The sequence below is a fragment of the Corynebacterium glaucum genome (assembly GCF_030408855.1).
GTDB lineage: Bacteria > Actinomycetota > Actinomycetes > Mycobacteriales > Mycobacteriaceae > Corynebacterium > Corynebacterium glaucum.
The window spans coordinates 820834-844024 of the sequence record NZ_CP047358.1; the positions used below are offsets into that span (position 1 = coordinate 820834).

A 23191-nucleotide genomic window follows, 5' to 3' on the forward strand; every position below is an offset into this window, starting at 1 on the left:
AAAAGCCCAGGTGGCGGATACGCAAAAGACGGACCCCTCTACATTGGATGTAGAGGGGTTGGCACGCATGGGGAGAAGAGGTAGAGGGCCTGGGGCAGAGGCAGGGGCGCTGCCTGATCAGTTGATGGCGCGGAGGAGTTCGTCGGTGGCATCAGCGGCTGCGATTGAGAGATCGACTTGCTCCTTCGCGGAGAATGGCTTGAGCACGTAGTCTGCCGGTGCCATGCGTCCGGGCGGGCGACCGATACCAACCGCGAGCTTGTTGTAGGGCTTGCCGCCGAGCGACTTGGTCACCGACTTCAAGCCGTTGTGCCCATGATCGCCGCCGCCGAGGCGCAGCTTGACCTCGCCGAGTTCCAGATCCAATTCGTCGTAGACCACGTACAGGTCAGCAGGTTGGACGCGGAAGTAATCGAGCAGCGCCTTCACCGGTCCACCCGAGAGGTTCATGAACGCGCGGGTGCGGGCGAGCACGACCTGGCGGTCCGGCGTCAAGCGGCCGGCGGCGAGCTCGGCGACCTCGGTGTTTGTACGCTTGTGCACCGAGAGCCGCGCAGCCATGGGGGTGGCGCGCTCGAGCAGCTCCTCAATCACCACTACGCCGGCGTTGTGGCGGGTGGATGCGTACTGCGGGCCGGGGTTGCCCAGGCCGACGATCAAGACGGGGGAGTCGCTCACGCCAGCCAGTGTAGGCATCGGCGGTTAGTTGCCCCAGAACCGGTCTTCTGCGTCGGGGTCTGAAGAGAACAGGTACACCTCAGCAATCCTGCCGTCGCGGACAATGAGCAGGTCAATGCCGGGCTGATCGAGCGACTGGCTGCCCTTAGTGCCGCTGAAGGAAAGTGGCACGGTTACGTGGTCCTCGTTGACCATCGCGGGGCCAGTCGGCGCGACGATAAAGGTGCCACTAGTGTCCTCGCCCATTTGGGTAAGGATGGAGGCGACTGCACCGGGGCCTGTGTGCGTGCCAGAGAATTTGTTCGCGCCGGGCTGGTGCCAGATGACATCGTCGGCGAGCAGAGCGAGCGCTTCGGGGACGCGACCCTCGGCGAGGTTGGAGAAATAGATGTTCACGGTATTTAGCGCAGAGGACATGGTTGCTCCTTGGTGAGCCATAGAGGGTGATAGTTACAAAATGTAACTAATGGAGGATGCTACTGCCCAGGGACTGAATGTCAAGGCCCGGCGATACACTGGGCCCGTGTCTGAGAAACAAGCCGGTGAGCAGCTCTGGGACGTCATGCTCGCCACCTGCCCTTCGCGATCCGCGCTGGTGACCATTGCGAACAAGTGGACAGTGCTCGTGGTCAACAGCTTGCAAGATGGGCCTCAGCGATTTGGCGATCTGCGGGGCGAGGTTGGCGGCATCAGCGCCAAAGTTCTTACTGAACAGCTTCGCGCCCTAGAGCGTGAAGGTATCGTTGCGCGCCAGTCCTACGCCGAATCACCGCCGCGCGTCGAGTACGAGCTCACCGAGCTCGGCCGCGGTTTGGTTGGACCGATGGTCTCGCTGCGGACGTGGGTGGAGGCAAACTTCGCCGATATCCAGCAGCACCGGCAAACCTTCGACGCGCAGGACTGAAAACTTTCGCGCCGCCGTGTGGCGCTGAGCCCCAAAACGGCAAACGGCCGGGGGATACGGTTGTACACCGTTCCCGCCGGCCGTCGATAAGCGAAATGCTTTTACTCGGAAGCGCCTTCGTCGCCCTCGCCGCCATCGGCGATCTCGACGGTTGCGTCCGCATCGGCGCCAGCCTCTGCGCCGCCTTCCTCAGCCTCGGCAGCGGCTTCCTCGAGCTCCTCATCAACCTGCTCGAAGGTGACGTTGACAAGCAGGGTCTCCGGATCGGAGATGAGCTCTGCGCCTTCCGGCAGGGTGATGTCGGATGCGAAGATCTGGTCGCCGATCTCCTTGCCCTCGATGGAGATGGAGATCTCGTCCGGGATGTTCAGCGCGTCGATCTCGATCTCGATCTCGGTGGCCTCCTGCAGGACCACTGCGTCCGGGGCAGTCTCGCCCTCGGTGATGACCGGGACGGACACGACAACCTTCTCGCCGCGCTTAATGCCCAGTAGGTCGATGTGGTCGATCTCCAGGGTGAGCACGTTCTGGTCGATGTGCTTGACCATGGAGAGCAGCTTGGTGCCGTCGACTTCAAGCTCCAGAATTGCGTTGGTACCGTTGTTGCGCACCAGCGCGGTGATCTCGATGCGGTCAACCGCAAAGTGGGTGTTTTCGATGCCGGCTTCGTAAAGAACGCCCGGGATCTTGCCCTCGCGGCGCAGGCGACGTGCAGCGCCCTTGCCAAACTCTTCGCGGCGTTCAGCCTTCACAATCGGCGGGGTAATAGCCATGGTGATGCTCCTTCTGTCTGAATGAGAAGGGCCGCGAGGAAACAAAACCGCGACCACTTCAACGGGTACGTGCTCGTCGAGTGATCGCAGGATAAGGATCGTATCGCGTCGATAACGGCTTCGTTCTTTCGCGGAATGTCAGCCCTCGCCGAGACCGCTACAGACTAGCAGGGCGCGGCTGCCACACAAAATGACCTTGGGACTGAATGTCCTCGTATTCGTGGCCGAGCGGGATGCCCTTGCGCTCGCGCATGATGATGGAAATGAACAGGCCGACCGTTGTCATCACCAGCAGGTAGATGGTAATCGCACGGTTGCCGCCGGTGGACTCGTACAGGCGGGCTGCGATGGTGGGGGCGAAGGCACCGCCCAGGATCGCGCCGAGCGCGTAGCTGATCGCCGTTCCGGAGGCGCGCACCGATGCCGGGAAGAACTCGGCGTACAGCGCCGCTACCTGTCCGTACGAGAGACCAATGCCCACTGCCAGGAAGATCAGCGCGCCGTAGATCTTCGCAATCTCGCCCGTGTCCACCAATGGGAACAGCACAGCTACGCCGATGAACTGCACCACGAAACCGATCGTGAGCGTGATGGTGCGGCCCAGGTAGTCCGACAGCCAGCCGGCGAACGCGGTACTGATCATCCAGGTCGCAGCCGATGCGGTCACGGCCCACAGGATGTCACCGCGCGGGATGGCAAGGCCATCCGGGTTGGTCACGTAGCTCTGCACGTAACCGCCGGTGGTCATGTAGCCCACCGCACTGTTCGCGGCGAACGCGAGCGCAGCGGTGATCACCAGCGGGAAGTGGTTGGCAAACAGCGTGCCCAGCGGGTTCTTCGCTTCGTGGGAGCGATCCTGCGCCATCTCCGCGTACACCGGGGATTCGTCCACACCGGTACGAATCCACCAACCCAGCAGCATCAAGACAAGGGAGAACAGGAACGGCACTCGCCAGCCCCACTCCACAAAGGCGTCGCCCGGCGCAATCATGTTCATCAAAGCCAGAGCGGCCGAAGACAGCAGCAGGCCGGCGGGAGCACCGACCTGCGGGCCGGAGCCAAAGAGCCCTCGCTTATCGACGGGGGCGTGCTCGACAGACATCAGCACTGCCGAACTCCACTCGCCACCGGCAGAGATGCCCTGGATAATGCGCAGCATCACCAGGATCGCGGGCGCCAGCCATCCGATGGTGGCGTAGGTGGGTATCAGGCCGATCAGCGTCGTAGCCAGGCCCATGGCAAACAGGGTGACCATGAGCACCGCGCGGCGGCCGAACCGGTCTGCGAAGTAGCCCGCGAGAATCGCACCCAGCGGGCGGAACAGGAAGGACAGGCCGACGGTCATGAACGCCGCAATCGTTGCGGAGGCAGCACCAAGCGGAGCGAACATCGTCTGCTTGAACACCAAGCCGGCGACTGCCGCATACAGGAAGAAGTCGTACCACTCGATAGCGGTGCCGATCGTGGTGGCGGCAATGACCCGGCGGCGCTCCGCGGGCGTGGTGTGGGAAACGGTCATGGGGCCTCCGGGGCGTTCAAAAGATCGTCGATAAGCGAAAAGCTCAAAATGTAGCTCGCGTCCACTCTTCTATCGCTAAGTCAGCTTCCGGCGTGACACGCCTGGGTGCTGATAAACCGGAAGGCGCGGATCGCAGGCGAAGGAGACGAAATGCTAACACGAAAAATCTACTGGATACCGTGTTGGCCAACCACACCGAGTACGGGCTCGCGTCCTACGTCTTCTCCGAGAACCCGGACATGCTCTGGCGCGCCTTGGACAACCTCGAGGTCGGCGGCTTGAAGGCTTCCGGCCTGGGCCGCGAAGGCGTGAAGGAGGGCATGCTCGAGTACTCCGAGGCGAAGATGATCGGCGTTCGCGACCCGCACGCCAAGAGCTAGTTTGCTTATCGACGGCTCATAGCAACGCCTTCCCAGCCAGCAACGCAGCTAGGGATAGGGCACTATAGGCGGGACCGCGTCACTTTCAGGGGGAATGAGCTCATGCGCAAAATTGGTACGACTGTCTTGCTGCTCGCGCTGGCGTTAGCTGGCTGCACGGTAAGCGGGGACGGTCAGTTAGCCGAGCCGGCGTTCACTGAGGTTGCCACTGATTCGCCCGATGGAAATTCGCCCAACGAAACCGTGACCCCAGCGGCTGGCTCGCCGCGCGCGTTTGTCTTTGAGAGCGGGGTGTTGGAGTTCGGGGACTTCGACCCCTACGCGCTCGGTGATGACCTCTTCGACCCCTGCACCGAGATCACGGAAGCGGAGTACGCGGAGGCGGGGTTTGAAAGGCTGCCGGAGTTCGACTCGGTTAACGAATTCGGTGCCATATCGATCTGCGAAGTAACCAGTGACTCCGAGTACGTTGTCAAAAGCTTCTCTAACGGCAGCCTCAATCGAAGGATGTTGGAAGAAGCAGCAGTCATCCATCACCAATACGCCTCAGCACTGATCCCAGAAATAATCGTCTACGGGCCTAAGGATGGCGTGGACGGTGATTGTTACGCACAAATCGACACACTGCGCGGAGGCATAGGTGCGGCGGTTGGGGGCATGTCGCGTCGGGTCTCCCAGGATGATATCTGCCGAATTGCAATCGATATGACGGAACAGTTGTTCAGAGCCCACGGGCAAGAGTGAATCGTCCACTTTAGTGCGCACCGTTGATCTAGTCGGGTGGACTTTGTGGATGTAGCGTTTGTTGTGACCGCTTCCACGCAGACGATGAATTAATTCAAATGGGGGAACTGTGGGGTATCAAATCCGTCTCGATGTTGAATCTTTGGAAAGGGCTGTCTCGGCTCTGAAAGTAGAGTCAGCGAAACTAGTTCGCTCGCGTCGCAACCACCAGCTTTCGAGCCTAGCTAGCTTCTCGCCCGTTTCGGGCTTCAAGCAGATGGGGCGCAAACTTGAAACCGTTTCAAACTTTTACTCGCCGGAATCCTTTAGCGCCCTTGCTGATCACGTCATGGACGCCGCGAAGATCACGGAGACAAACGTTGCGAATGCTCAGCGAGCCGACGGATCTTTCGCCAGCACCTTTGATTCTCTTCACGTGCCCAATGTCGATTTTCACGGAATTATGGGCCAATTTCTCGCGAACATGGAATCGGTCAACGCCAAGGCATCACCTTTCATTCCGCAGGAACCCGTTGTCCTACCGCAGCGCAGCTTGCCGCTTCTGCATAACCAGTTTATGGCCTCGAATGTGGCAGCCCCACATGCTGAATCGGTGTTCTGGAACGGCGTCGCTACTCAAATTACCGATAGCGTGACTTCCCTATACGGTGTCAAGAATCTGCTTGGGTCATCGATGGAGACAGAGTGGGTTCGCAACGGCGATGCCCGCATCAACCAGATCCAGCGGGCCGGAGCGCAGTACGCGATGCACGCATCGCAGATGGCTGGACACAACATCGCACTCGCTGCAACGACTTCTGCTGAATCCACCATGGCTGCGGCGTCCTACGCGACGTACATGGCAATCCCAAAGCCGGAGCTGAAGCTCGCTTTTGAACGCGCGGTGATGGCCGCGTTCTCGCCGCGTGCGACGGCATCGCTGACGACAACAGTTCCGCGCTTCGACAAGCTGCTACCTGACCTCTCAACGATCTCGGGAGATCCTTTTTCCATCAACGAGATCACTGAGCCAAATGCACCTACGTTCGATCGCTCGCCGCTTCCGTCAATCGTGGCCGAAGCGCTGACGGCAAATGGATACGGTGATCTCGCCCGCGCGCAGACCCCGAGTGAGGTCATCAGCCAATACGGCCAGCCGAACCCCGACACTTTGGCAGCTATCGCTGCCGGTGAAACCAGGACCCAGGCGGCATCGGTGGCGGCTCCCACAATGCCACCTTCGCTCACTCCCGGTTCTGCACTCGGCAACCTGGCGCAGAACACTGGTTCGCTCAATGGCTTGGCGGGCAACGGGGCCACCGGCATCTTCGGAGGTGGAGCCGGTGGTCTTGGCCCTGCGGGTGGCATGATTGCGCCGACGGGTGGCGGGGGTGCCGCGGGCGCGTTGGGAAGCGGTGCTGGTGGTGGCGCGGGTTATTCTCCACTGTCGCCTGGCGCCACGAACGCAGCGACGACAGCACAGAGCCAGCGCGGTAGCGCGGCCGGTGGCGGCATTAACGGCCGAGGTGAGATTCCCGTCATGCAACCCCTGGCGGGCCAAGCTGGGGGACCGCGTCCTCCGTTGCCAGGCGCAGGCGGTGCCGGGCAGGGCGGCGCGATTCCGCGTGGCGGAATGGGCGGCGGCATCGGCGGCGGAGCTGGCTTCGCGCCTACAAGCATGCCGCTCGGAGGTGCGATGGGTGGCGGGTTCGGTGCCGGAGCAGGGGCGGGCGCAGGAGCAACCGGTGGCGGACTCGGTGCCGGTGGACTTGCCCACGGTGCGAATGGCTCAGCTCACGGCAATCAAACCCATGCGAACCAGCAATCACGTGCCATGGCAGTCGGTGGTGCACCCATGGCAGGTGCCGCGGGCAACGGCAACAACAACGACCGCAAGTCGTCGAAAGTCAAGGCGGTCACTTCTGCAGTCGAACGTGACGGCAACCTACGCGCGTTGCTCGGCGAGGCTCCGCTTGTCTTGCCGACGGTGATCGGTGACGACGTGCGCCGATAGCGGCAGCCGTTAGCGGCAGCTCCTAGCGGTAGCTACCTGCCACGGTCTCCCAGGCAGCAATGCACGCGTCGGTCTCGTGCGCGTTGGTCACGCTGATCCGGATGCCGTCGTCAAAGGCGCGCACGAGCACTCCGGCCTCGCTGAGGGCGGCTGCGAATTCTTTCGCAGCGACCGGCAGACCGTCCGCGGGGACCCACACAAAGTTGGTCTCCGTCGCCGGGGTGCCGTACTCGGCGAAGAACTCCACCAGGCGAGTCCGCTCGGTGCAGGTTTCGTCGATGCGGTCCGAAAGTTCGTCGTCAAGCGAAAGCGATGCGACAGCACCTGCTTGTGCTGGGGTGCTGACCGAGAATGGGACGGCGACTTTGTTCAGTGCCTCAATGATGGGGGCGGGGCCGAACGCATAGCCGACGCGCGCCCCGGCGAGCCCGTAGGCCTTGGAGAACGTGCGCAGCCCCACCACGTTCGGGTACTTCGCAATTTCCTCGGTGGCGACGGGGGTGTCGTGTGCGCGGTTGTATTCGAAGTACGCCTCATCAAGCGCAACAAGGACGTCGGCGGGAACGCGTGACATGAATTCGGTGAACTCGGCGCAAGTGATCGTGGTGCCGGTCGGGTTGTTCGGGTTGCACACGAAGATCATGCTGGTGTTCTCGCTGATGGCGTCGGCCATCGCCGCGAGATCCATGCGGTAGTCCTCTGTGAGCGGCACGGGCACCGCAGTAGCGCCAGCGACCTGCACAAAGATGGGGTATGCCTCGAATGAGCGCCACGGGAAGATGACCTCGTCACCCGGCCCGGAGGTTGCGGTGACCAGCTGCTGGCACAGCGCGGATGACCCGGTGCCAACCGCGACCTGTTCGACGGTCACACCGAGGTGCGCGGCCAGCGCCTCGCGCAGTTCCACCGCGCCCATGTCGGGGTAGCGGTTCACCTGTGCGAGTGCATCCACCATTGCCTGGGTTACGCCGGGCAGCGGGGCCTCGGCGGACTCGTTGGAGGACAGCTTCACGGCGCGGTCGTTGCGCGCGCCGGGCACATAAGCAGCCAGGGATTCAAGGTCAGCACGAAACATGCGCCCCATTGTAGGAGGGGCGCATGGTGCTATTCGGGACCGGCTACTGCTACGCCTGGCCCTCGAAAAGGGTGGTCACCGAGCCGTTTTCGAAGATCTCGCGGATCGTCTTGGCCAGCAGCGGTGCGATGGAGAGCACGGTGAGGTTCTTCCAGCCCTCAGTGTTCTGCGGCAGGGTGTCGGTGGTGATGATTTCCTCAGCACCGCAGTCGTTGAGGCGCTCGCGGGCCGGGTCGGAAAACACACCGTGGGTACACGCGATGACCACGGATTTCGCACCGGCTTCCTTGAGCACGCCGACCGCGCCGGCGATGGTGCCGCCGGTATCGATCATGTCGTCCATGAGGATGCAGTCCTTGCCCTCAACCTCGCCAACTACGCGGTTGGACACGACCTTGTTGGCTGCGTCGATGTCGCGGGTCTTGTGCACGAAGGCCATCGGTGCGTCTCCAAGCGCGTTCGCCCACTTCTCTGCGGTCTTCACACGGCCAGCGTCCGGGGAGACCACGCAGAGGTTGTCCATCGAGTAGTTGGACTTGATGTAGTCCACCAGGATTGGCATGGCGTGCATGTGATCCACCGGACCGTCGAAGAAGCCCTGAATCTGATCAGTGTGCAGATCCACCGAGACAATGCGATCCGCACCCGCGGCGGTGAGCAGGTCCGCGATCAGGCGAGCGGAAATCGGCTCGCGTCCGCGGTGCTTCTTGTCCTGGCGCGCGTAGGGGTAGAACGGCAGGATCGCGGTGATGCGCTTCGCGGAACCGCGCTTCAGCGCGTCGATCATGATGAGCTGCTCCATGATCTGCTTGTTCAGCGGCTTGTCGTGGGACTGCATGACAAAGCAGTCGGAGCCACGCACAGATTCCTCGAAGCGGATGAAAATCTCGCCGTTGGCAAAGTCGCGGGCGGTGGTGGGCACCAACTCGATACCGAGTTCCTTCGCCACAGCCTCGGCCAGCTCGGGATGGGCGCGGCCGGAGAAAACCTTGAGGTCCTTGTGGCTTTCGGTCGAGTAACCAGTCATAGCTTCAGATGCCGTCCTTTATTTCTCTCGTGCTCGTTTCGCGGCCTCGGCCGCATCGGTGCCCGGGCGGTTTTCTTCCACCCATCCTTCGATGTTGCGCTGGCGACCTTCCTTAATGGCAAGCGCGCCAGCCGGCACATCCTGCGTAACAACTGTACCCGCGCCGGTATATGCGCCATCACCCACGCTAACCGGTGCGACGAACATGGTGTCCGAGCCGGTGCGGCAGTAGTCGCCGATGGTGGTGTGGTGCTTCTTCACGCCGTCGTAGTTGGCGAACACGGAGGAAGCGCCGATGTTGGATTCCACGCCCACGGTTGCGTCGCCGATGTAGGTCAGGTGCGGCACCTTGGAACCCTCACCGATCTTGGCGTTCTTCGACTCGACGAAGCCGCCGAGCTTGCCGCGCGCGCCCAGCTCGGTGCCCGGGCGGATGTAGGTGAACGGGCCGACGGAGGCCTCCTCGCCGATCACGCCGAGCTCACCCTGGGTGCGCACGACCTTTGCGCGAGCGCCCACTTCCATATCGGTGAGCGTGGTGTCCGGGCCGATCACGGCACCGTCGCCGATCACGGTCGAGCCCCACAGCTGAGTGTTCGGGTGGATGATCACGTCGCGGCCGATCTCTACGTCCACACCGATCCAGGTGGTTGCCGGATCAATCACGGTTGCGCCGTCGCGCATCGCGCGCTCGACCAGGCGGCGGTTGAGTTCCTTGCCAGCCTCGGCAAGCTGCACACGGTCGTTCACGCCAGCCAGCTCGCGCGCGTCAGGGGCGAGGAATGCGGCGACCTTCTTGCCGTCGCCACGCGCAATGCCCAGCACATCGGTGATGTAGAGCTCGCCCTGTGCGTTGTCGGAAGTGATGCGGGTCAGCGCGTCGCGCAGCACCGCGCCGTCAAACGCGAAGACACCGGAGTTGACCTCTTTGACCTTGCGTTGTTCATCGTTGGCGTCTTTCTCCTCGACGATTTCGCGCACATCGCCAGTCTGGTCGCGGATAATGCGCCCATAACCGGTCGGGTTCTCAAACTCCAGAGACAGCACAGTCACCGCAGCAGCTTCACGCTCATGCTTATCGACGAGGGCCTCAATGGTCTCAGCCGTCAAGAGCGGAACATCACCGTTTGTCACCACGACAGTGCCATTGAATTCCGGAATGGCGGTAAGGCCAATCTGGACCGCGTGGCCGGTGCCGTTCTGCTCCTCCTGGATGGCCTGGCGGATTTCAACCTGCATCTGCTCGGCGATGTGCTCGACCTCCGGGGAGACCTGATCGCGCTGGTGCCCGACCACGGCCACGAGGTAGGTCGGGTGGACGCCTGCTGCCGCGTGCAGCGAGTGGGACAACAGGCTGCGCCCGCCGATCTCGTGCAGCGTCTTCTGGCGGTCAGATTTCATGCGGGTGCCGGCACCTGCCGCGAGGACGACTACGGCGCGTTCGGAGTGATTGGCCACTCGGGTTCTCCTTTTAAGGGAAGGGACAGTTCACGGGAACGCAGACCAGCTTAACGCCTAGCTGTTTTCAGCGTTTTGCGCGGAGACCTCTTTCAAACTGGATGCGCCGAACACGCCTGCAAAACCCACCACTGCCAGGAAGAGCAAGGTTGCCTGCGGTCCGAAGATGGACACCACGGAGGAGATGCCGCCGACGACAAGCAGCACCACGCCCATCACCGTGTTGGACGCGCCGGTGATCACGGTGCGGCGGTCACCTTCGGCCATGTCGACGAGGTAGGTCTTGCGGCTCACGCGCACCGCGGTGTGAGCCAAATTGACCAGGAAGAACCCGGCGGGGAAGACCCACGCGTTGACGTTGTCCGGCGCCAACCGTGCCGACGCGACCAGCGCGACCAAGACCGCGGAAGCGAAGCCAGCCGACCAGGCCATCGTGCGTTTCGACGACTTGTCCGACCACAACCCCGAGATCCGGCCACCAAGCAGCGATGCGCCGCCGGAGGCGATGATGAAGGCACCCAGCCCGCTGAGGTTGGCACCCCGCTCGCTCGCGAGCACCACGATGAACGGGGTAGAGAGGGCGGTGACCAGCATGAGCGAACGCACGAGCAAGAAGCGCTGTAGGTCCGCGTCGCTTTTTACCAACTCCCACACCTGCCGCATGTCGGCGCCGTTGGAGTCGGATTTCTCCGGCTCCGGTTCCTCAATTCCGTGGAACACCAGCGAAGCGAAGGCCCAGGTCGACGCACCGAGCGCGAGCAGCGCTGCGAGCCCCCAGGCGGGCAGCTCATCTGGCAGGAACATGAGTATCAAACCGATCGCTAGCGTAAACGCGCCCGCGAGCGCTGTGGCCCGGCCCGTGATCAGCCCGCGGTTGCCCTTGGAGATAGTGCGGCCTTGCACATCCTTGCCAGCAATGGAACACAGCGCCCGGAAGAGCGCCAGGATGGCTAAGAGGATGACGACTGCGATGCCGAGCAGCCAGCCGTCGAAAAGCAAAGCACAAAGCGCAATGATCCCTGCGGCGATGGCTTGGCCCCATGAACCGATGAGCCACACGCGCTTGCGCGATTTGTGCGAGGTGACCCAGGGGGAAAGGAATGCCTGGGGGAGCATCGAGAGCGACTCGCGGGCCGGCACAAGCAGCGAGGTGAAAATGTGGGGCACGCCCGCGGCGGTGAACAGCCACGGGAGGACGGTTTTGGGCGCGACGATCTGGTCGCCGACGTTTTGCAAACCGTTGGACCAGATGAAGCGTTTCGCGTTGCGTTCTTCGTTGGCGGGGGCGTGATCGCCGGGGGTGTCTGCCATAGTGCGGATAGTAGGGTCGAGTGAGTAGAGGCGCAGAAATAAGTGTCGGCTAAGCAGGAGGTTTTGGTGAACGAGCGGTTTGGCAGGCGGACGTTTTTCAAGGGCACGCTGATTGCTACCGGTGCGCTGCTTGCCGCGTGCACAGACATGGATGGGCCGGCAGGGCCCGGCGGTACGCGCTCTGACCAGGCGGTGCCGAAAGGCGTCGACGCGGAGGCGCGCCCGCTGCCCATCCCGCCGCTCGAGGAGGGAGAGTTGGACGGCACCACCCGGCGCTTCGAGCTGACCGCGCAGGAGGGCGAGTTCGAGATCGTCCCGGGCACCATGACCGCAACCTGGGGCTTTAATGGCGCGTGGCTGGGCCCGACGCTGTACATGCGCCGCGGCGATCGCATCGAGATGACGGTGCATAACGAAGTCTCGGAGCCGACCGTGGTCCACTGGCACGGCCTGCACCTGCCCGCGGCCGCCGACGGGGGACCGGCGCAGATGTTCGATCCCGGCGAGACCTGGGAGCCTGCCTGGGACGTCGACCAGCCGGCGGCGACGTGTTGGTACCACCCGCACCCGCACGAGGTTTCCGCGCTGCACGCCTACAGGGGTCTTGCCGGCGCCATCGTGATCGCGGACGAGGAGGCGGACGCCCTCGAGCTGCCCAACAACTACGGCGTTGACGACATCCCGGTGGTGATCACGGACGCGAAGTTCACCGAAAACGGCCAGCTGGACGAGACGATCGATTCCACCTACGGCCTCCTCGGCGATACGCCACTGATCAACGGCATCACCAAACCCCGCTTCGAGGCAACCACCCGGCGTGTGCGCCTGCGTGTGCTCAACGGCGCGACGATGCGCTTCCACAACCTCATGCTGGGGAAGCCCGTGCATGTCATCGCCACCGACCAAGGGCTCCTCGAGGCGCCAGTCGAAGTCGACACAGTGCTGCTCAGCCCCGGCGAGCGCGTCGAAATCATCGTGGACCTCGAGCCGGGGGAGGAGCTCACGCTGCGCTCCGGCGGCGTGGCAAAAGGCAAGACGGCGGACGGCTTCGGGCTCCATGACACGTTCGACCTGCTCGAGATCACCGGCCCACCGGAAGACGCCGCCGAGGCTCCGCAGTTGCCGCGCCGGCTCGTTGCCCAGGCCGTCGATAAGCAAACTGCTCCTGAAACCGAGCGGGAGTTTCGCCTCAACGGCTTCCAGATCAACGAGCAATCGATGGACATGCACCGGGTTGATGTGGTGGTGGACCATAAGGGGCCGGAGCTGTGGCGGGTGACCAACGAGAACGACGATTGGCCGCACAACTTCCACATCCACAACGCGAGATTCAAGGTTGTGGGGGTAGATGGCGGCGAGCTCGCGTTCACCCACGGGTGGCACGACACGATCAACATCCCGCCGCTGGCCACGGTGGAGCTGCTCGTCGAATTCGGCTACTACCCGGATCCCACGCTCGCCTACATGTTCCACTGCCACATGCTTTTCCACGAGGACGAGGGCATGATGGGCCAGTTCGTGGTGGTCGAGCCGGGCCAGTCCCCGCAGCTTGCAGGGCACTAGGGGCTTGTCGCTTAATGACGAAAAAACAGCGCGGAAACCCAGAAACGCCGGTTCCAGGTTTCCGCGCCGCGGAAGAATTTCGGGCGCTTAGTTCGTCGAGGTGGCAGGCGCGTCCTCGGTGACCTCTTCGGTAGCGGTGTCCGGGTTCTCCTGCTCCGCTGCTGGGCTCTCTGCGGCGGTCGCGGTCGCGGTCGCGTCGGCGGTCGGAGAGATCGGCTGCTCGTCGGAGTCGTCGGAGCAGGAACGGAAGCCCCAGATCAGCGCAAATGCCAGGATGACCAGGCCGATCCAGATGAGCCAGGTCGGGAACTTCTTCTGGCCGGTCGGCATCTGCTCTTCGATCTCGCTCGGGTCAGGATCCGGCGAGGTCTCGGCGCGCTCGTTCGCAGCACGAGCTGCGGTGGTGTCCTTCGCGCGGTTCGGATCGTTCGGGTTCGGGGTTGCGGTGCTCATTTGTGGACGTTCCTCTCATCAGTGTGTCCGCGGAAACGGCGACACAGGTGATTGACAGTTCAAAGACCAAAAATAGTCACGGTCCCAAGTGTGGGCTTGGGGACACCCCTTTAGGGGTGGCTTAGGAACTTTGCGCTTCGTCCACGAGTTGCCCAATCAACGCACACACTTCACCGCCGATGCGGTTCGCCTCGTCCCACCCCTCAGATGCCGCAGTGTGCTTCAGGCTGGTCAAAATCATGCCGATCCCGGCGGTGAGCGTCTCGGAGTTTCCCAGCGTCTCGGCGGTGGAGGTCATCTCCATCGTGTCAAGGTCGATTGTGATGGTGCGTGCCATCTGGATTCAGCCTTCCCGCTTGCAGACGAAAAAAGCTTCCCCACCAGGACTCGAACCTAGAATGACGGTACCAAAAACCGTAGTGTTGCCAATTACACCATGGGGAAAGACAGTAGAAGAGTGTAGACCATCGCCCGGTGAACCCAAAGACGCGGGTAGCACTGGAAGGACACCCTTCGTACCGTCACCGTCTTCGGCATCGGTTGGAGCATCGGTTTGGGTTTAAACGGCTAGCCGGAAGCTGCCACTCCGTACAAAGCTACGGTTCCGTAAACTGCATTCCATGGCTCGTCAACGGATGACCGGCACGCAGCGCCGGGATCAACTTATGAACGTGGGTCGCTGTGTGTTCGCCGAGCGCGGGTACGACGGCACTTCAGTCGAGGAGATCGCGAGCCGGGCCGGCGTCTCCAAGCCCGTTGTCTACGAGCACTTCGGCGGCAAAGAGGGGCTCTACCGCGCCGTGATCGAGCGGGAGATGGAACGCCTCCAGGCAGCCATCGTGGCCGCGATCCAGGAGGGCCGCTGGCGCGAGCGCATCGAGCGCGGCGTGCTCGCACTGCTGACCTACGTTGAAGATGACACCGACGGGTTCATCATCCTCGCGCACGGTCAGGTGCCGGGGGAGGAAGGAACCTACTCCACTATCTTGAACCGGGTCACCGCGCAAGTGTCCTATTTGCTTGCGTTGGCGTTCAACCACCGGGGATTAGATGAGGACGCGGCGACGTTGTACGGTCAGGCTCTGGTTGGCACGGTCTCCAACACCGCCCTGTGGTGGTTGGATGAGCGCACGCCGGACAAACACTCGGTGGCCAGACACATCGCAAACCTGTGCTGGAACGGCCTGCGCGGGCTCGAAGCCCTGCCGCACGTCGCCCCCGATGATCAAGTAGACCACGCACACCAAGCAGACCACACAGAACATTCCGAGAAGGACGAATGACCCCAGGCGATTCCCCGACACCGCAGACCGCTCCTCCGATGCTTGCGGGTGTGTTGACCTCCGCGCTCGCCGACCCGAAGCTGCAAGGCGTCGGCGCGCGAGTCGGCGACGAAGCACTGCACATCACCGCGATCGATCAAGCCCGCCCGTGGGTTGTTGGCGCGATCGCGCGTCAAGCGCCGACACTGGTGGTCACCGCCACCGCGCACGAGGCAGAGGATCTCGCGGCGGAGCTCAAAGCCATCGTGGGGGAGAACCGCGTCGCCCACTTCCCGTCGTATGAGACACTTCCGCACGAGCGGCTTTCGCCCGCCGCCGACGTGGTGGGTCGCCGCGCCAAGGTGCTGCATGAGCTGCCCCGCGTCATTGTCGCCGCCGCCCGCGCCGTGTGCCAGCCCGCGCTGCCCGCACCGGCGCCGATCACTGTGGCGGTGGACACGGAACGCGATTTCACCGGGCTGGTCCGCGAGATCGAGCAGTTCGCCTACACGCACGTGGACATGGTCGCCAGCCGCGGTGAGTTCGCCACCCGCGGCGGCATCATCGACGTCTTTCCCACCACGGCACTCAACCCCGTGCGCATCGAGTTCTGGGGCGATGAGGTCACCGACATCCGCACTTTCGCGGTGGCCGACCAGCGCACCATCGAGGAAGCCCCTACCGTCGAGCTTTACCCGGCAAGACAGTTGCTTATCGACGACTCCGTCAAAACGCGGGCCGATGAACTCGCCCGCGCCTACCCGTCGAACCCCACGTTGGTGAGCCTGCTTGGCCGCCTGGCCGAAGGCGCCCACGCCGATGGGGAAGAGGCGCTGCTGCCAGCGCTCACCGACCAGCCGTGGGCGGTCCTCCCGGAATTATTGCCTTCCGGCGCGGTTGTGCTGGTGACCAACCCGGAGAAGGTGCGTGCGCGCATCGAGGACCTGGCCGCCACCGACCGTGAATTTCTCGAAGCGGGGTGGGAAGCGGCCGCCATGGGTGCAGACGGCCCGGTCGCTGTCGAGGGCGTTGATGTCTCGGCATCGTCCTACCGCTCGTTCGAATCCTTGGAGGTTTCCGCCCGCAAGGCCGGAAACGCGTGGTGGACGTTTGCCCCGCCCGGCATGTTCGTGGCCGACGACGCTGCGACGCTGCCACTTGAGTTCGATGCCGCTCCCGCGCCCAAGGGCGATCAAAAGGCCATAGAGCAGCTCTACGCCACGTTGAAGCTGCACGTGCAGGACAACCACGGCAAAGCCGCGTTTGTGGCCCCAGCCAAGGGCACGATTGAACGAACCGCGGAGCGCCTGCGCGAGCACGGCATCTCGGCGCGCATCGCCACGCCGGGCTTGGAACCCGTCGAAGGCGCGGTGACGCTGTACCAGGCCCTCAACCACGGAGGCCTCGTCTTCTCTGCCCAGGGCTCGACCCCCGGGCTAGTTATGGTCTCCGAAACCGACGTCACCGGCAACCGCGTCGGCGACATTGCGGGTGCCAAGCGCCGCGCGCCGCGTCGCCGCAACCGCGTTGATCCGCTTGCGCTGCAGCCGGGCGACTACGTCGTGCACGAAACACACGGCATTGGCCGGTTCCTCAAGATGGCTGAGCGCACCATCAAAGCCGGCGATGAGGACTCGCGCCGCGAGTACATCGTGCTCGAATACCAGCCCGCCAAACGCGGCCAACCCGCTGATCAGCTGTGGGTGCCCATGGAGTCGCTTGACCTCCTGTCCAAGTACACCGGCGGCGAGCAACCGCACCTGAGCAAGATGGGCGGCTCCGACTGGAAGACCACCAAGCGTAAGGCCCGCGCCGCGGTCCGCGAGATCGCCGGCGAGCTCATTGAGCTCTACGCAAAGCGCCAAGCCGCGCCGGGCCACGCGTTTGCCCCTGACACGCCGTGGCAGCACGAGATGGAAGACGCGTTCCCGTTCGTCGAAACCGAGGACCAGCTCGCGGCGATCGAAGCGGTGAAAGAGGACATGGAAAAGCCCGTGCCGATGGACCGCGTCATCGTCGGCGATGTCGGCTTCGGCAAGACCGAAGTGGCAGTCCGCGCCGCGTTCAAGGCGGTCCAGGACAGCAAGCAGGTCGCGGTGCTGGTGCCCACGACGCTGCTTGCGCAACAGCACTTCACCACATTCTCCGAGCGCATGGACGGTTTCGGGGTCACCGTGCGTGAGCTGTCTCGCTTCACCTCAACGAAGGAAGCCAAAGAAATCATCGCTGGGCTTGCCGACGGCTCGGTCGACGTAGTCATCGGCACCCACCGCCTCCTGGCAACCGGTGTGCAGTGGAAGAACTTGGGCCTCATCGTGGTCGATGAAGAGCAGCGCTTCGGCGTGGAGCACAAGGAGCACATCAAGGCCTTGAAGTCCCACGTCGATGTGCTCACCATGACTGCGACGCCGATTCCGCGCACCCTCGAAATGAGCCTGACCGGCATCCGCGAGATGACGTCTATCACCACTCCACCCGAGGACCGCCACCCGGTGCTGACGTACGTCGGCCCGCACGAGGACAAACAGGTCGCGGCTGCAATCCGCCGCGAGCTGCTTCGCGACGGCCAGGTGTTCTACATCCACAACAAGGTCGCCGACATCGAGCGAGTGGCAAGCCAAGTGCGAGAACTCGTGCCCGAGGCGCGAGTCGTGGTCGCCCACGGGCAGATGAGCGAGCAGGTGCTCGAGCAGACGGTGCAGGGGTTCTGGAACCGTGACTTCGATGTGCTGGTGTGCACCACGATTGTGGAGACCGGCCTCGACATCGCGAACGCGAACACGCTAATCGTCGAAAATGCGCAGAACATGGGTTTGAGCCAGCTGCACCAGCTGCGCGGTCGTGTGGGGCGCTCGCGTGAGCGTGCGTACGCCTACTTCTTGTACCCGAAGGAGTACACACTGACCGAGACGTCCTACGACCGCCTCGCCACCATCGCGCAGAATAACGATCTCGGCGCGGGCATTGCGGTGGCGCAGAAAGACCTGGAGATGCGCGGTGCCGGCAACGTACTGGGTGCTGAGCAGTCCGGCCACATCGCCGGAGTCGGGTTCGACATGTACGTCCGCCTAGTCGGCGAGGCGGTGGAGACGTTCAAGGCGCTCATGCAGGGCGAGGTGGTTGACGCTACCGACCAGGGGCCGAAGGAAATCCGCGTCGACCTGCCTGTCGATGCGCACATCCCGGAGTCCTACATCAACTCCGAGCGCCTCCGCCTCGAGGTGTACCGCAAACTTGCCGAGGCCCGCAGCGAAGATGCGCTGCGCACCGTCGCGGATGAGATGGTGGACCGCTTCGGACCGCTGCCGACCGAAGTGGAATACCTCATGGCTGTTGCCCGGCTGCGCCACCAGGCCCGTGAGGTGGGTGTTGCCGACATCCTGACTCAGGGCACCCGGCTCAAACTTCACCCCGTTGATCTCCCGGATTCCAAGCAGGTGCGCCTCAAGCGTCTATATCCCGGTGCGAACTACCGCGCTGCGGCAAAGACGCTCCAGGTACCGATGCCACGCGAATCAAAGGCAATCAACAGCCCGAACCTGCGCGACACCGCGCTGTTGCAGTGGGTGTCCGACTTCCTGACCGAGATGTTCGATGCCCCCAAGGTATCTGTATCGGGCTCGAGCGCGGTAGACACCGACAACCTCACCGGCCAGCCGACCGGGGTGCTGTCCTTCCATGAGTAGCCAAGCGTGGGCGCTCAGCCGCCTCGGCTCTGACGAAACCGCGCGATCCCTTTGCAGATGGGATAACGCGCGGGTTGTCGTGAATCGTGCGGGTTACTTCACCGAGAAGATGATGATTTCGGTGTCGTCCGGCTTGCCGGAGTAGCGGCCGTCATCGCCTGGGAAGTTGTTATCCAAAGCGGTGAGGTAGCGGCCGTCCTCGAGCTGGATGATGGTCTCTACGCTGCGCAATGCGAAGGAGAACGGGTCGGCAACGCCGTACGCGCCCTTGTCGGACACCATGCCGATCTTGCCTGGGTTCGCGATCTTGAGCAGGTCTGCGTGCTCTTCCTTCTTCAATTCACCGGCCGGGGTGGAATCGCCGAAGTTCTTCACTGCGTAGATCTTCTTCAGCTTTGCTTCCGCGCCGAGGGCATCGTCACGCTCGAGGACGAGCAGGGTGCCGTCCTTGGTCAGGAACGCGTCACCGATCAGCGAGTCGTCGTCCTCGGTGAGGTAGGTCCACGACTTGTCCGTGTACTGCTGCGTCTGCATGTCGAACTGGGAGATGACGCGCGCCTTCTTGTTCTGGGCATCGTCGACGTAGCCCTCGAAGATGGGGTAGAGGTAGCGGCCGTCGCTAGCCATCGCTTCGAAGCCCTTGGAGTTGCGCAGGTTCGCCGTCTCGGTGCCCAGGGTCGGGTTCGACGGGCTCTTCACACTCGGGTGCGCGTACGGTGCCTCGAGCAGGGTGCCGTCCTTGGCGAAGTGGAGGATGTACGGGCCGAACTCTTCACCGATCCAGAACGTGCCGTCCTCCGCAACCCAGAAGGATTCGAGGTCGAAATCGGCGCCCGTGAGCGGGCGGTTCGCATCGTCCTTGTTCACGATGTCCCACGGAATTTCGTTGTTCGGGTCCTTGAGCTGGATGAAGTTGAGTACCTGGATGCCGCCAACCTTCTCCGGGTTGGCGGCGTTGTCTGCGGTCTCCCAGGTCGGCTTCACGGTGTAGATGCGCAGCAGGAAGTCGGAGGAGTTCCCCTTCGCGCCGAAGCCGTTATCAGGCAGGCCGTAAAAGGTGCCGTCGCCGATCTCCTGCACGCCGGAGAAGCCCGGGATAACCTGGCCGTCGTACGGCGGGTTTTGGCCGTTGGCAGCATTGGTGTCCTTGCCGGACTGCGGGCCTTCGGCCAGGTAGGTGGCGCTCAGCTTGGCGCGCGCCTCAAGCACCGCGTTGGACGCCTTCGGTTCCGGAGCAGACGAAGTCGCGGAAGCAGACGGAGTGGCGGAGGCCGTGGCGGTGACGGTGCCGTTGCCACCGGAGCTTGAACCGTTGTTGCTCGAGCCGTCCGGGTTCGAGCTGCCACCACCGATGAACGCGCCGAAGAGGCCGGTGGCAGCGAGCAGGCCGACGATGACGGCAAGTGCCTGCTGGAGCTGGGGCGAATTGAGGAAGTGTTGCAACTGCGGAGGCAGCTTCATGGTGTTCTCCCGGAGTCGTGGTGTTTGGCAAAACCTCAGGCGCGTCTTAAATCGCGCACAGTAATAATAGGTCTGCGTTAGCAACCTCGCTGTGCGAGAGAATTCCGTTCAGCAACCGCCACGGAGGTGCTGTAACCAAGGCGGTTCTGAGGGGCCGGAAGCCGTGCCGTATGCTTCTTGTGCGATGCGTCGGACAAGGGTCCGTCGATAAGCACTGGCCCCTATAGCCCAATTGGCAGAGGCAGCGGACTTAAAATCCGCCAAGTGTCGGTTCGAGTCCGACTGGGGGCACTGTGTGTTGTCTCGAGACATCGTTCCGGTCGTGTCTCGAGATTTCGTCATTTTTGGGTGCCCCAGAGTGGGTTGAGCGCAGCATTCAGATAGGGAGATGGACCGCTCCGGCATGGTCCTCCTGCGGCCCTTGAACGTGCCCGGCATTGGGCCAGAGCAGCTTCGTTCAGACGGTCCCAATGGATCTAGCGATTGACGGCCCATGAACGTGACGCATCTGCCACGGGGCCGAATCCATCTGTTTAGGCGCTTCGCATGCGCAAGGATTGTCCGGAGCCGGAACGATGTCTCGAGACATCAGTTCACACCGTCGCGGGACGGTTTCCGGGCACGGGTTGCCCACCGGAACGATGTGGTGAGACATACCGCCTAGCCAGACCGGAACGATCTCATGAGACATGCGGAACGATGTCATGGAACCAGACACGACTGGGGGCACTGACGGGGTGGGGGCTATTCCTCGCTGAGCCAATCGCTCATCTCTTTCGCCTGCTGGCGGGCGTGGTACACGACCATGCCGAGCTGGGTCTCGCGGGCGAAGATCGTGAGGACGAGGTGGCCGACCGGCGCATGATCGATCTTGACCAGCGACACGAACTCGTTGTTCGGCCGGGAAATGGTGACGATGCCGGGCTGGGCATCGCCCTGGTCCGGGCGCTGCACTCGCCCCTGGGCTTCGGCGACTCCGAGCATTGAAGAACTCAGCGCGCTGATTTCAGAGGCGGCTTGCGAATCCGGGAGACCGAGCGAGCACACGTGCATACCGTCACCGGTGCCAAGGGCTACCGCGTAGAGGCCTGGAACACTCTCGCGCATCCGCGCCATTGCCGGCAGAGCCGCGGCGGCGAGCTCGTTGTTGTCGAAATCGTGACCGCGCACCTGGCGGTGGCGGCCGATCTCTTCCTTCCAGTCATCATTCAGGGTCGGGAAGTCCCGTTGCATGGGCTACAGAAACCTTTCAACTTGTTGCAGTGCCGATTCGACAATGGAAGCAACGTCTCCAGGATCACGCGGGTCCACCATGAGTGCGGGGATATCGCCGAGTTCCATCGAGTTCAGGATCTCGCGAACCGTTTGCAGCGGGTCCGGCTCGTCCTGGGAGACGAAATTCACTCCCACTACCGTACGGTGTAGCGCCCGCTTTTGGTCCAAAATGTCTACCCACAGCTCGAGCTGTTCGCGAAGCATGTGCTCGTAGCCGAAAAGCATCAGGACAATACCTGCCTCGGGGTTATGGGCGGGGGTACGCGATGAATGGAAACGGTCCTGGCCCGCGGTGCCGAAAAGGGCTACCTGCGAACCGTCCGGGCGCTCCCACATGCCCATATCAATACCGACCGTGGTGGTTTTCTTCTCCTGTGCTACGAAGTCTTCACCGCTGACGGCCAGAACCTCCGAACTTACTGCAGGAACGGAGGAAAGCGTGCGTACTGCGGTGGTCTTGCCGATGCCGACCGGGCCGAGGAAAACTACCTCGAAATCCGAGTGTGAACCGATGATTGCGTCGTCCGGAATGATGAACGGAGCTGCGTTGTCGATGGGTGCTGACAAAGTGAGGGACATTAATTTTCTCCCAGAATTAGCAGATATTTTTCGCGTGTCGTTGAAGAAAATCTCTGGGAAAGCTAGTCTCGTTTTCGCCCGTAAAATCTAAACGTCGACCTTACCCTAAGATTTGGTAAGAACGAGACTAGCCGAAAGGTTTCAAATGACTCAGCAGGACACACTGAACAATTTCCTGAACTCTCTCGCAGAGGATCTCAACGGATTCATCGGTGCATCCATCGTTGACCTCGACACCGGTATGTCCCTGGCTTCCGTGTCCAAGTACCCGGACTTCGACCTCGATGTCGCAGCTGCGTACAACTCTGAGATGGTGAAGGCAAAGTTCAAGACCATGGACGCGCTGTCGATCAACGCGACCCTGGAGGATATGCTGCTCACCCTGACCGGCCAGCTTCACCTGATTAAGTTCCTGGACAAGGACACCTTCATCTACCTGGCAGTCAACTCCGCACAGAGCAACCTCGCCCTCATGCGTAAGGCCGTGATCACCAAGGTCCGCGAATACGACCTCGCATGAATAGCTGAGAGTCCTCTCGTCGTTCGACCAACGTCTGCCGACGGCGCTGATACTGGTTTTAAGGTTGCGACCATCGCAGCTTCCGGCACCACTTCTAACGCCAGCGACAACGGTGGTATCGGTGACAGCACCGCAGCCGACATCATGGCCGGCTACGTGGCCACCGTCTCCCGGTCCGATTCCAATTCGAAGCGTGAGCAGGAAGGCGAAGAGGACAAGGCCCTTGCGGCTTCCGGGGACCGCCCCGATGCTGGCAGTTCCGATGCTGACAGCGAAGACGATCGGAAAGATGAAAAGGTAGTGTCATCCTCTGCGGATGACACCCCGCCTCGAGCGGCCAGTCAAAATGCAAATGCAGACCCTGATAGTCGGGATGTGAGCCCGCTCCGTAGGTTCATGGAACGCACCCTGGGCTGGTCGCCGAACTCCGGCAGATAGCCGACGAAGAGTACGAGGATTGGTACTCCGAGTCGGCTTTTGTCATTTCTGCACGAAGACGCGTTCAGGGGAGGATCGCAAAGGACGCGTGT

21 protein-coding genes and 1 tRNA gene are annotated in these 23191 nt (G+C 62.6%); 9 read left to right on the forward strand and 13 right to left on the reverse strand.

Annotation, left to right across the window (positions count from 1 at the left end; translation table 11 throughout):
* Positions 1-117: 117 nt before the first annotated feature.
* A complete protein-coding gene (pth, locus tag CGLAUT_RS04020) occupies positions 118-678 on the reverse strand; it encodes an aminoacyl-tRNA hydrolase (RefSeq protein ID WP_290186470.1) in 561 nt (186 codons plus the stop codon).
* Between the two features lie 24 nt (positions 679-702).
* Positions 703-1095, reverse strand: coding sequence for a nuclear transport factor 2 family protein (locus tag CGLAUT_RS04025; RefSeq protein ID WP_290186471.1), 393 nt, complete (start codon positions 1093-1095; stop codon positions 703-705).
* Positions 1096-1201: 106 nt separating this feature from the next.
* Between CGLAUT_RS04025 and CGLAUT_RS04030 the strand changes: the two genes are divergently transcribed.
* A complete protein-coding gene (locus tag CGLAUT_RS04030) occupies positions 1202-1582 on the forward strand; it encodes a winged helix-turn-helix transcriptional regulator (protein WP_232507191.1) in 381 nt (126 codons plus the stop codon).
* 101 nt (positions 1583-1683) lie between these two features.
* Here the strand turns inward: CGLAUT_RS04030 and CGLAUT_RS04035 are convergent, their stop codons facing one another.
* Positions 1684-2355 (reverse strand): 50S ribosomal protein L25/general stress protein Ctc, encoded by a 672-nt coding sequence (locus CGLAUT_RS04035; RefSeq protein ID WP_290186472.1) that lies wholly within the window; start codon positions 2353-2355, stop codon positions 1684-1686.
* 157 nt (positions 2356-2512) lie between these two features.
* Positions 2513-3874: an MFS transporter gene (locus CGLAUT_RS04040; protein ID WP_290186474.1), complete on the reverse strand. Its 1362-nt coding sequence runs from the start codon at positions 3872-3874 to the stop codon at positions 2513-2515.
* Positions 3875-4053: 179 nt separating this feature from the next.
* Between CGLAUT_RS04040 and CGLAUT_RS04045 the strand changes: the two genes are divergently transcribed.
* The 3 genes from CGLAUT_RS04045 (at position 4054) to CGLAUT_RS04055 (ending at position 6991) form a co-directional block, all read left to right on the forward strand.
* The gene (locus CGLAUT_RS04045) at positions 4054-4254 is read left to right on the forward strand and encodes a hypothetical protein (RefSeq protein WP_290186475.1); all 201 of its coding nucleotides are present in this window, start codon (positions 4054-4056) and stop codon (positions 4252-4254) included.
* A gap of 102 nt (positions 4255-4356) precedes the next feature.
* The gene (locus tag CGLAUT_RS04050; RefSeq protein WP_290186477.1) at positions 4357-4998 is read left to right on the forward strand and encodes a DUF3558 family protein; all 642 of its coding nucleotides are present in this window, start codon (positions 4357-4359) and stop codon (positions 4996-4998) included.
* Positions 4999-5326: 328 nt separating this feature from the next.
* On the forward strand, positions 5327-6991 hold the full coding sequence (locus CGLAUT_RS04055; protein WP_290186478.1) for a hypothetical protein: 1665 nt from the start codon (positions 5327-5329) through the stop codon (positions 6989-6991).
* Between the two features lie 22 nt (positions 6992-7013).
* Here the strand turns inward: CGLAUT_RS04055 and hisC are convergent, their stop codons facing one another.
* The 4 genes from hisC to CGLAUT_RS04075 are packed head-to-tail and all read right to left on the reverse strand — an operon-like array spanning position 7014 to position 11862.
* Complete coding sequence (gene hisC, locus CGLAUT_RS04060; RefSeq protein ID WP_290186480.1) at positions 7014-8066, reverse strand: histidinol-phosphate transaminase; 1053 nt, start codon at positions 8064-8066, stop codon at positions 7014-7016.
* 49 nt (positions 8067-8115) lie between these two features.
* Entirely contained in the window at positions 8116-9093 is a 978-nt protein-coding gene (locus tag CGLAUT_RS04065) for a ribose-phosphate diphosphokinase (protein ID WP_095659600.1), read from the reverse strand.
* Between the two features lie 18 nt (positions 9094-9111).
* Positions 9112-10551, reverse strand: a complete 1440-nt coding sequence (gene glmU, locus CGLAUT_RS04070) for a bifunctional UDP-N-acetylglucosamine diphosphorylase/glucosamine-1-phosphate N-acetyltransferase GlmU (RefSeq protein WP_301924774.1) — start codon at positions 10549-10551, stop codon at positions 9112-9114.
* A gap of 57 nt (positions 10552-10608) precedes the next feature.
* Positions 10609-11862 (reverse strand): MFS transporter, encoded by a 1254-nt coding sequence (locus CGLAUT_RS04075; RefSeq protein WP_290186482.1) that lies wholly within the window; start codon positions 11860-11862, stop codon positions 10609-10611.
* A 42-nt stretch (positions 11863-11904) separates the two neighbouring features.
* Here CGLAUT_RS04075 and CGLAUT_RS04080 point away from each other — a divergent pair, with 42 nt between their 5' ends.
* Positions 11905-13425 (forward strand): multicopper oxidase family protein, encoded by a 1521-nt coding sequence (locus CGLAUT_RS04080; protein ID WP_290186484.1) that lies wholly within the window; start codon positions 11905-11907, stop codon positions 13423-13425.
* 87 nt (positions 13426-13512) lie between these two features.
* Here CGLAUT_RS04080 and CGLAUT_RS04085 read toward each other — a convergent pair whose 3' ends face one another.
* Positions 13513-13878, reverse strand: coding sequence for a hypothetical protein (locus CGLAUT_RS04085; protein ID WP_290186486.1), 366 nt, complete (start codon positions 13876-13878; stop codon positions 13513-13515).
* A 121-nt stretch (positions 13879-13999) separates the two neighbouring features.
* Complete coding sequence (locus CGLAUT_RS04090; protein WP_095659604.1) at positions 14000-14215, reverse strand: hypothetical protein; 216 nt, start codon at positions 14213-14215, stop codon at positions 14000-14002.
* A gap of 283 nt (positions 14216-14498) precedes the next feature.
* On the opposite strand from CGLAUT_RS04090, the gene CGLAUT_RS04095 reads away from it, so the two are divergent.
* Together CGLAUT_RS04095 and mfd are read left to right on the forward strand one after the other, a co-directional pair.
* Positions 14499-15161, forward strand: coding sequence for a TetR/AcrR family transcriptional regulator (locus tag CGLAUT_RS04095; RefSeq protein ID WP_290186488.1), 663 nt, complete (start codon positions 14499-14501; stop codon positions 15159-15161).
* A complete protein-coding gene (gene mfd / locus CGLAUT_RS04100) occupies positions 15158-18826 on the forward strand; it encodes a transcription-repair coupling factor (RefSeq protein ID WP_290186490.1) in 3669 nt (1222 codons plus the stop codon). The genes CGLAUT_RS04095 and mfd overlap by 4 nt, the downstream gene beginning before the upstream one ends.
* Positions 18827-18919: 93 nt before the next feature.
* Here mfd and CGLAUT_RS04105 read toward each other — a convergent pair whose 3' ends face one another.
* On the reverse strand, positions 18920-20287 hold the full coding sequence (locus CGLAUT_RS04105) for an esterase-like activity of phytase family protein (RefSeq protein WP_290186492.1): 1368 nt from the start codon (positions 20285-20287) through the stop codon (positions 18920-18922).
* Positions 20288-20504: 217 nt separating this feature from the next.
* Here CGLAUT_RS04105 and CGLAUT_RS04110 point away from each other — a divergent pair.
* Positions 20505-20578, forward strand: a tRNA-Leu gene (locus CGLAUT_RS04110).
* A gap of 453 nt (positions 20579-21031) precedes the next feature.
* On the opposite strand, the gene CGLAUT_RS04115 is transcribed toward CGLAUT_RS04110, so the two are convergent.
* On the reverse strand, positions 21032-21520 hold the full coding sequence (locus CGLAUT_RS04115; protein WP_290186493.1) for a roadblock/LC7 domain-containing protein: 489 nt from the start codon (positions 21518-21520) through the stop codon (positions 21032-21034).
* Between the two features lie 3 nt (positions 21521-21523).
* Positions 21524-22141, reverse strand: a complete 618-nt coding sequence (locus CGLAUT_RS04120; RefSeq protein WP_290186494.1) for a hypothetical protein — start codon at positions 22139-22141, stop codon at positions 21524-21526.
* Between the two features lie 145 nt (positions 22142-22286).
* Here CGLAUT_RS04120 and CGLAUT_RS04125 point away from each other — a divergent pair, with 145 nt between their 5' ends.
* Positions 22287-22661: a hypothetical protein gene (locus CGLAUT_RS04125; protein ID WP_095659610.1), complete on the forward strand. Its 375-nt coding sequence runs from the start codon at positions 22287-22289 to the stop codon at positions 22659-22661.
* The last annotated feature ends 530 nt before the right edge of the window (positions 22662-23191 follow it).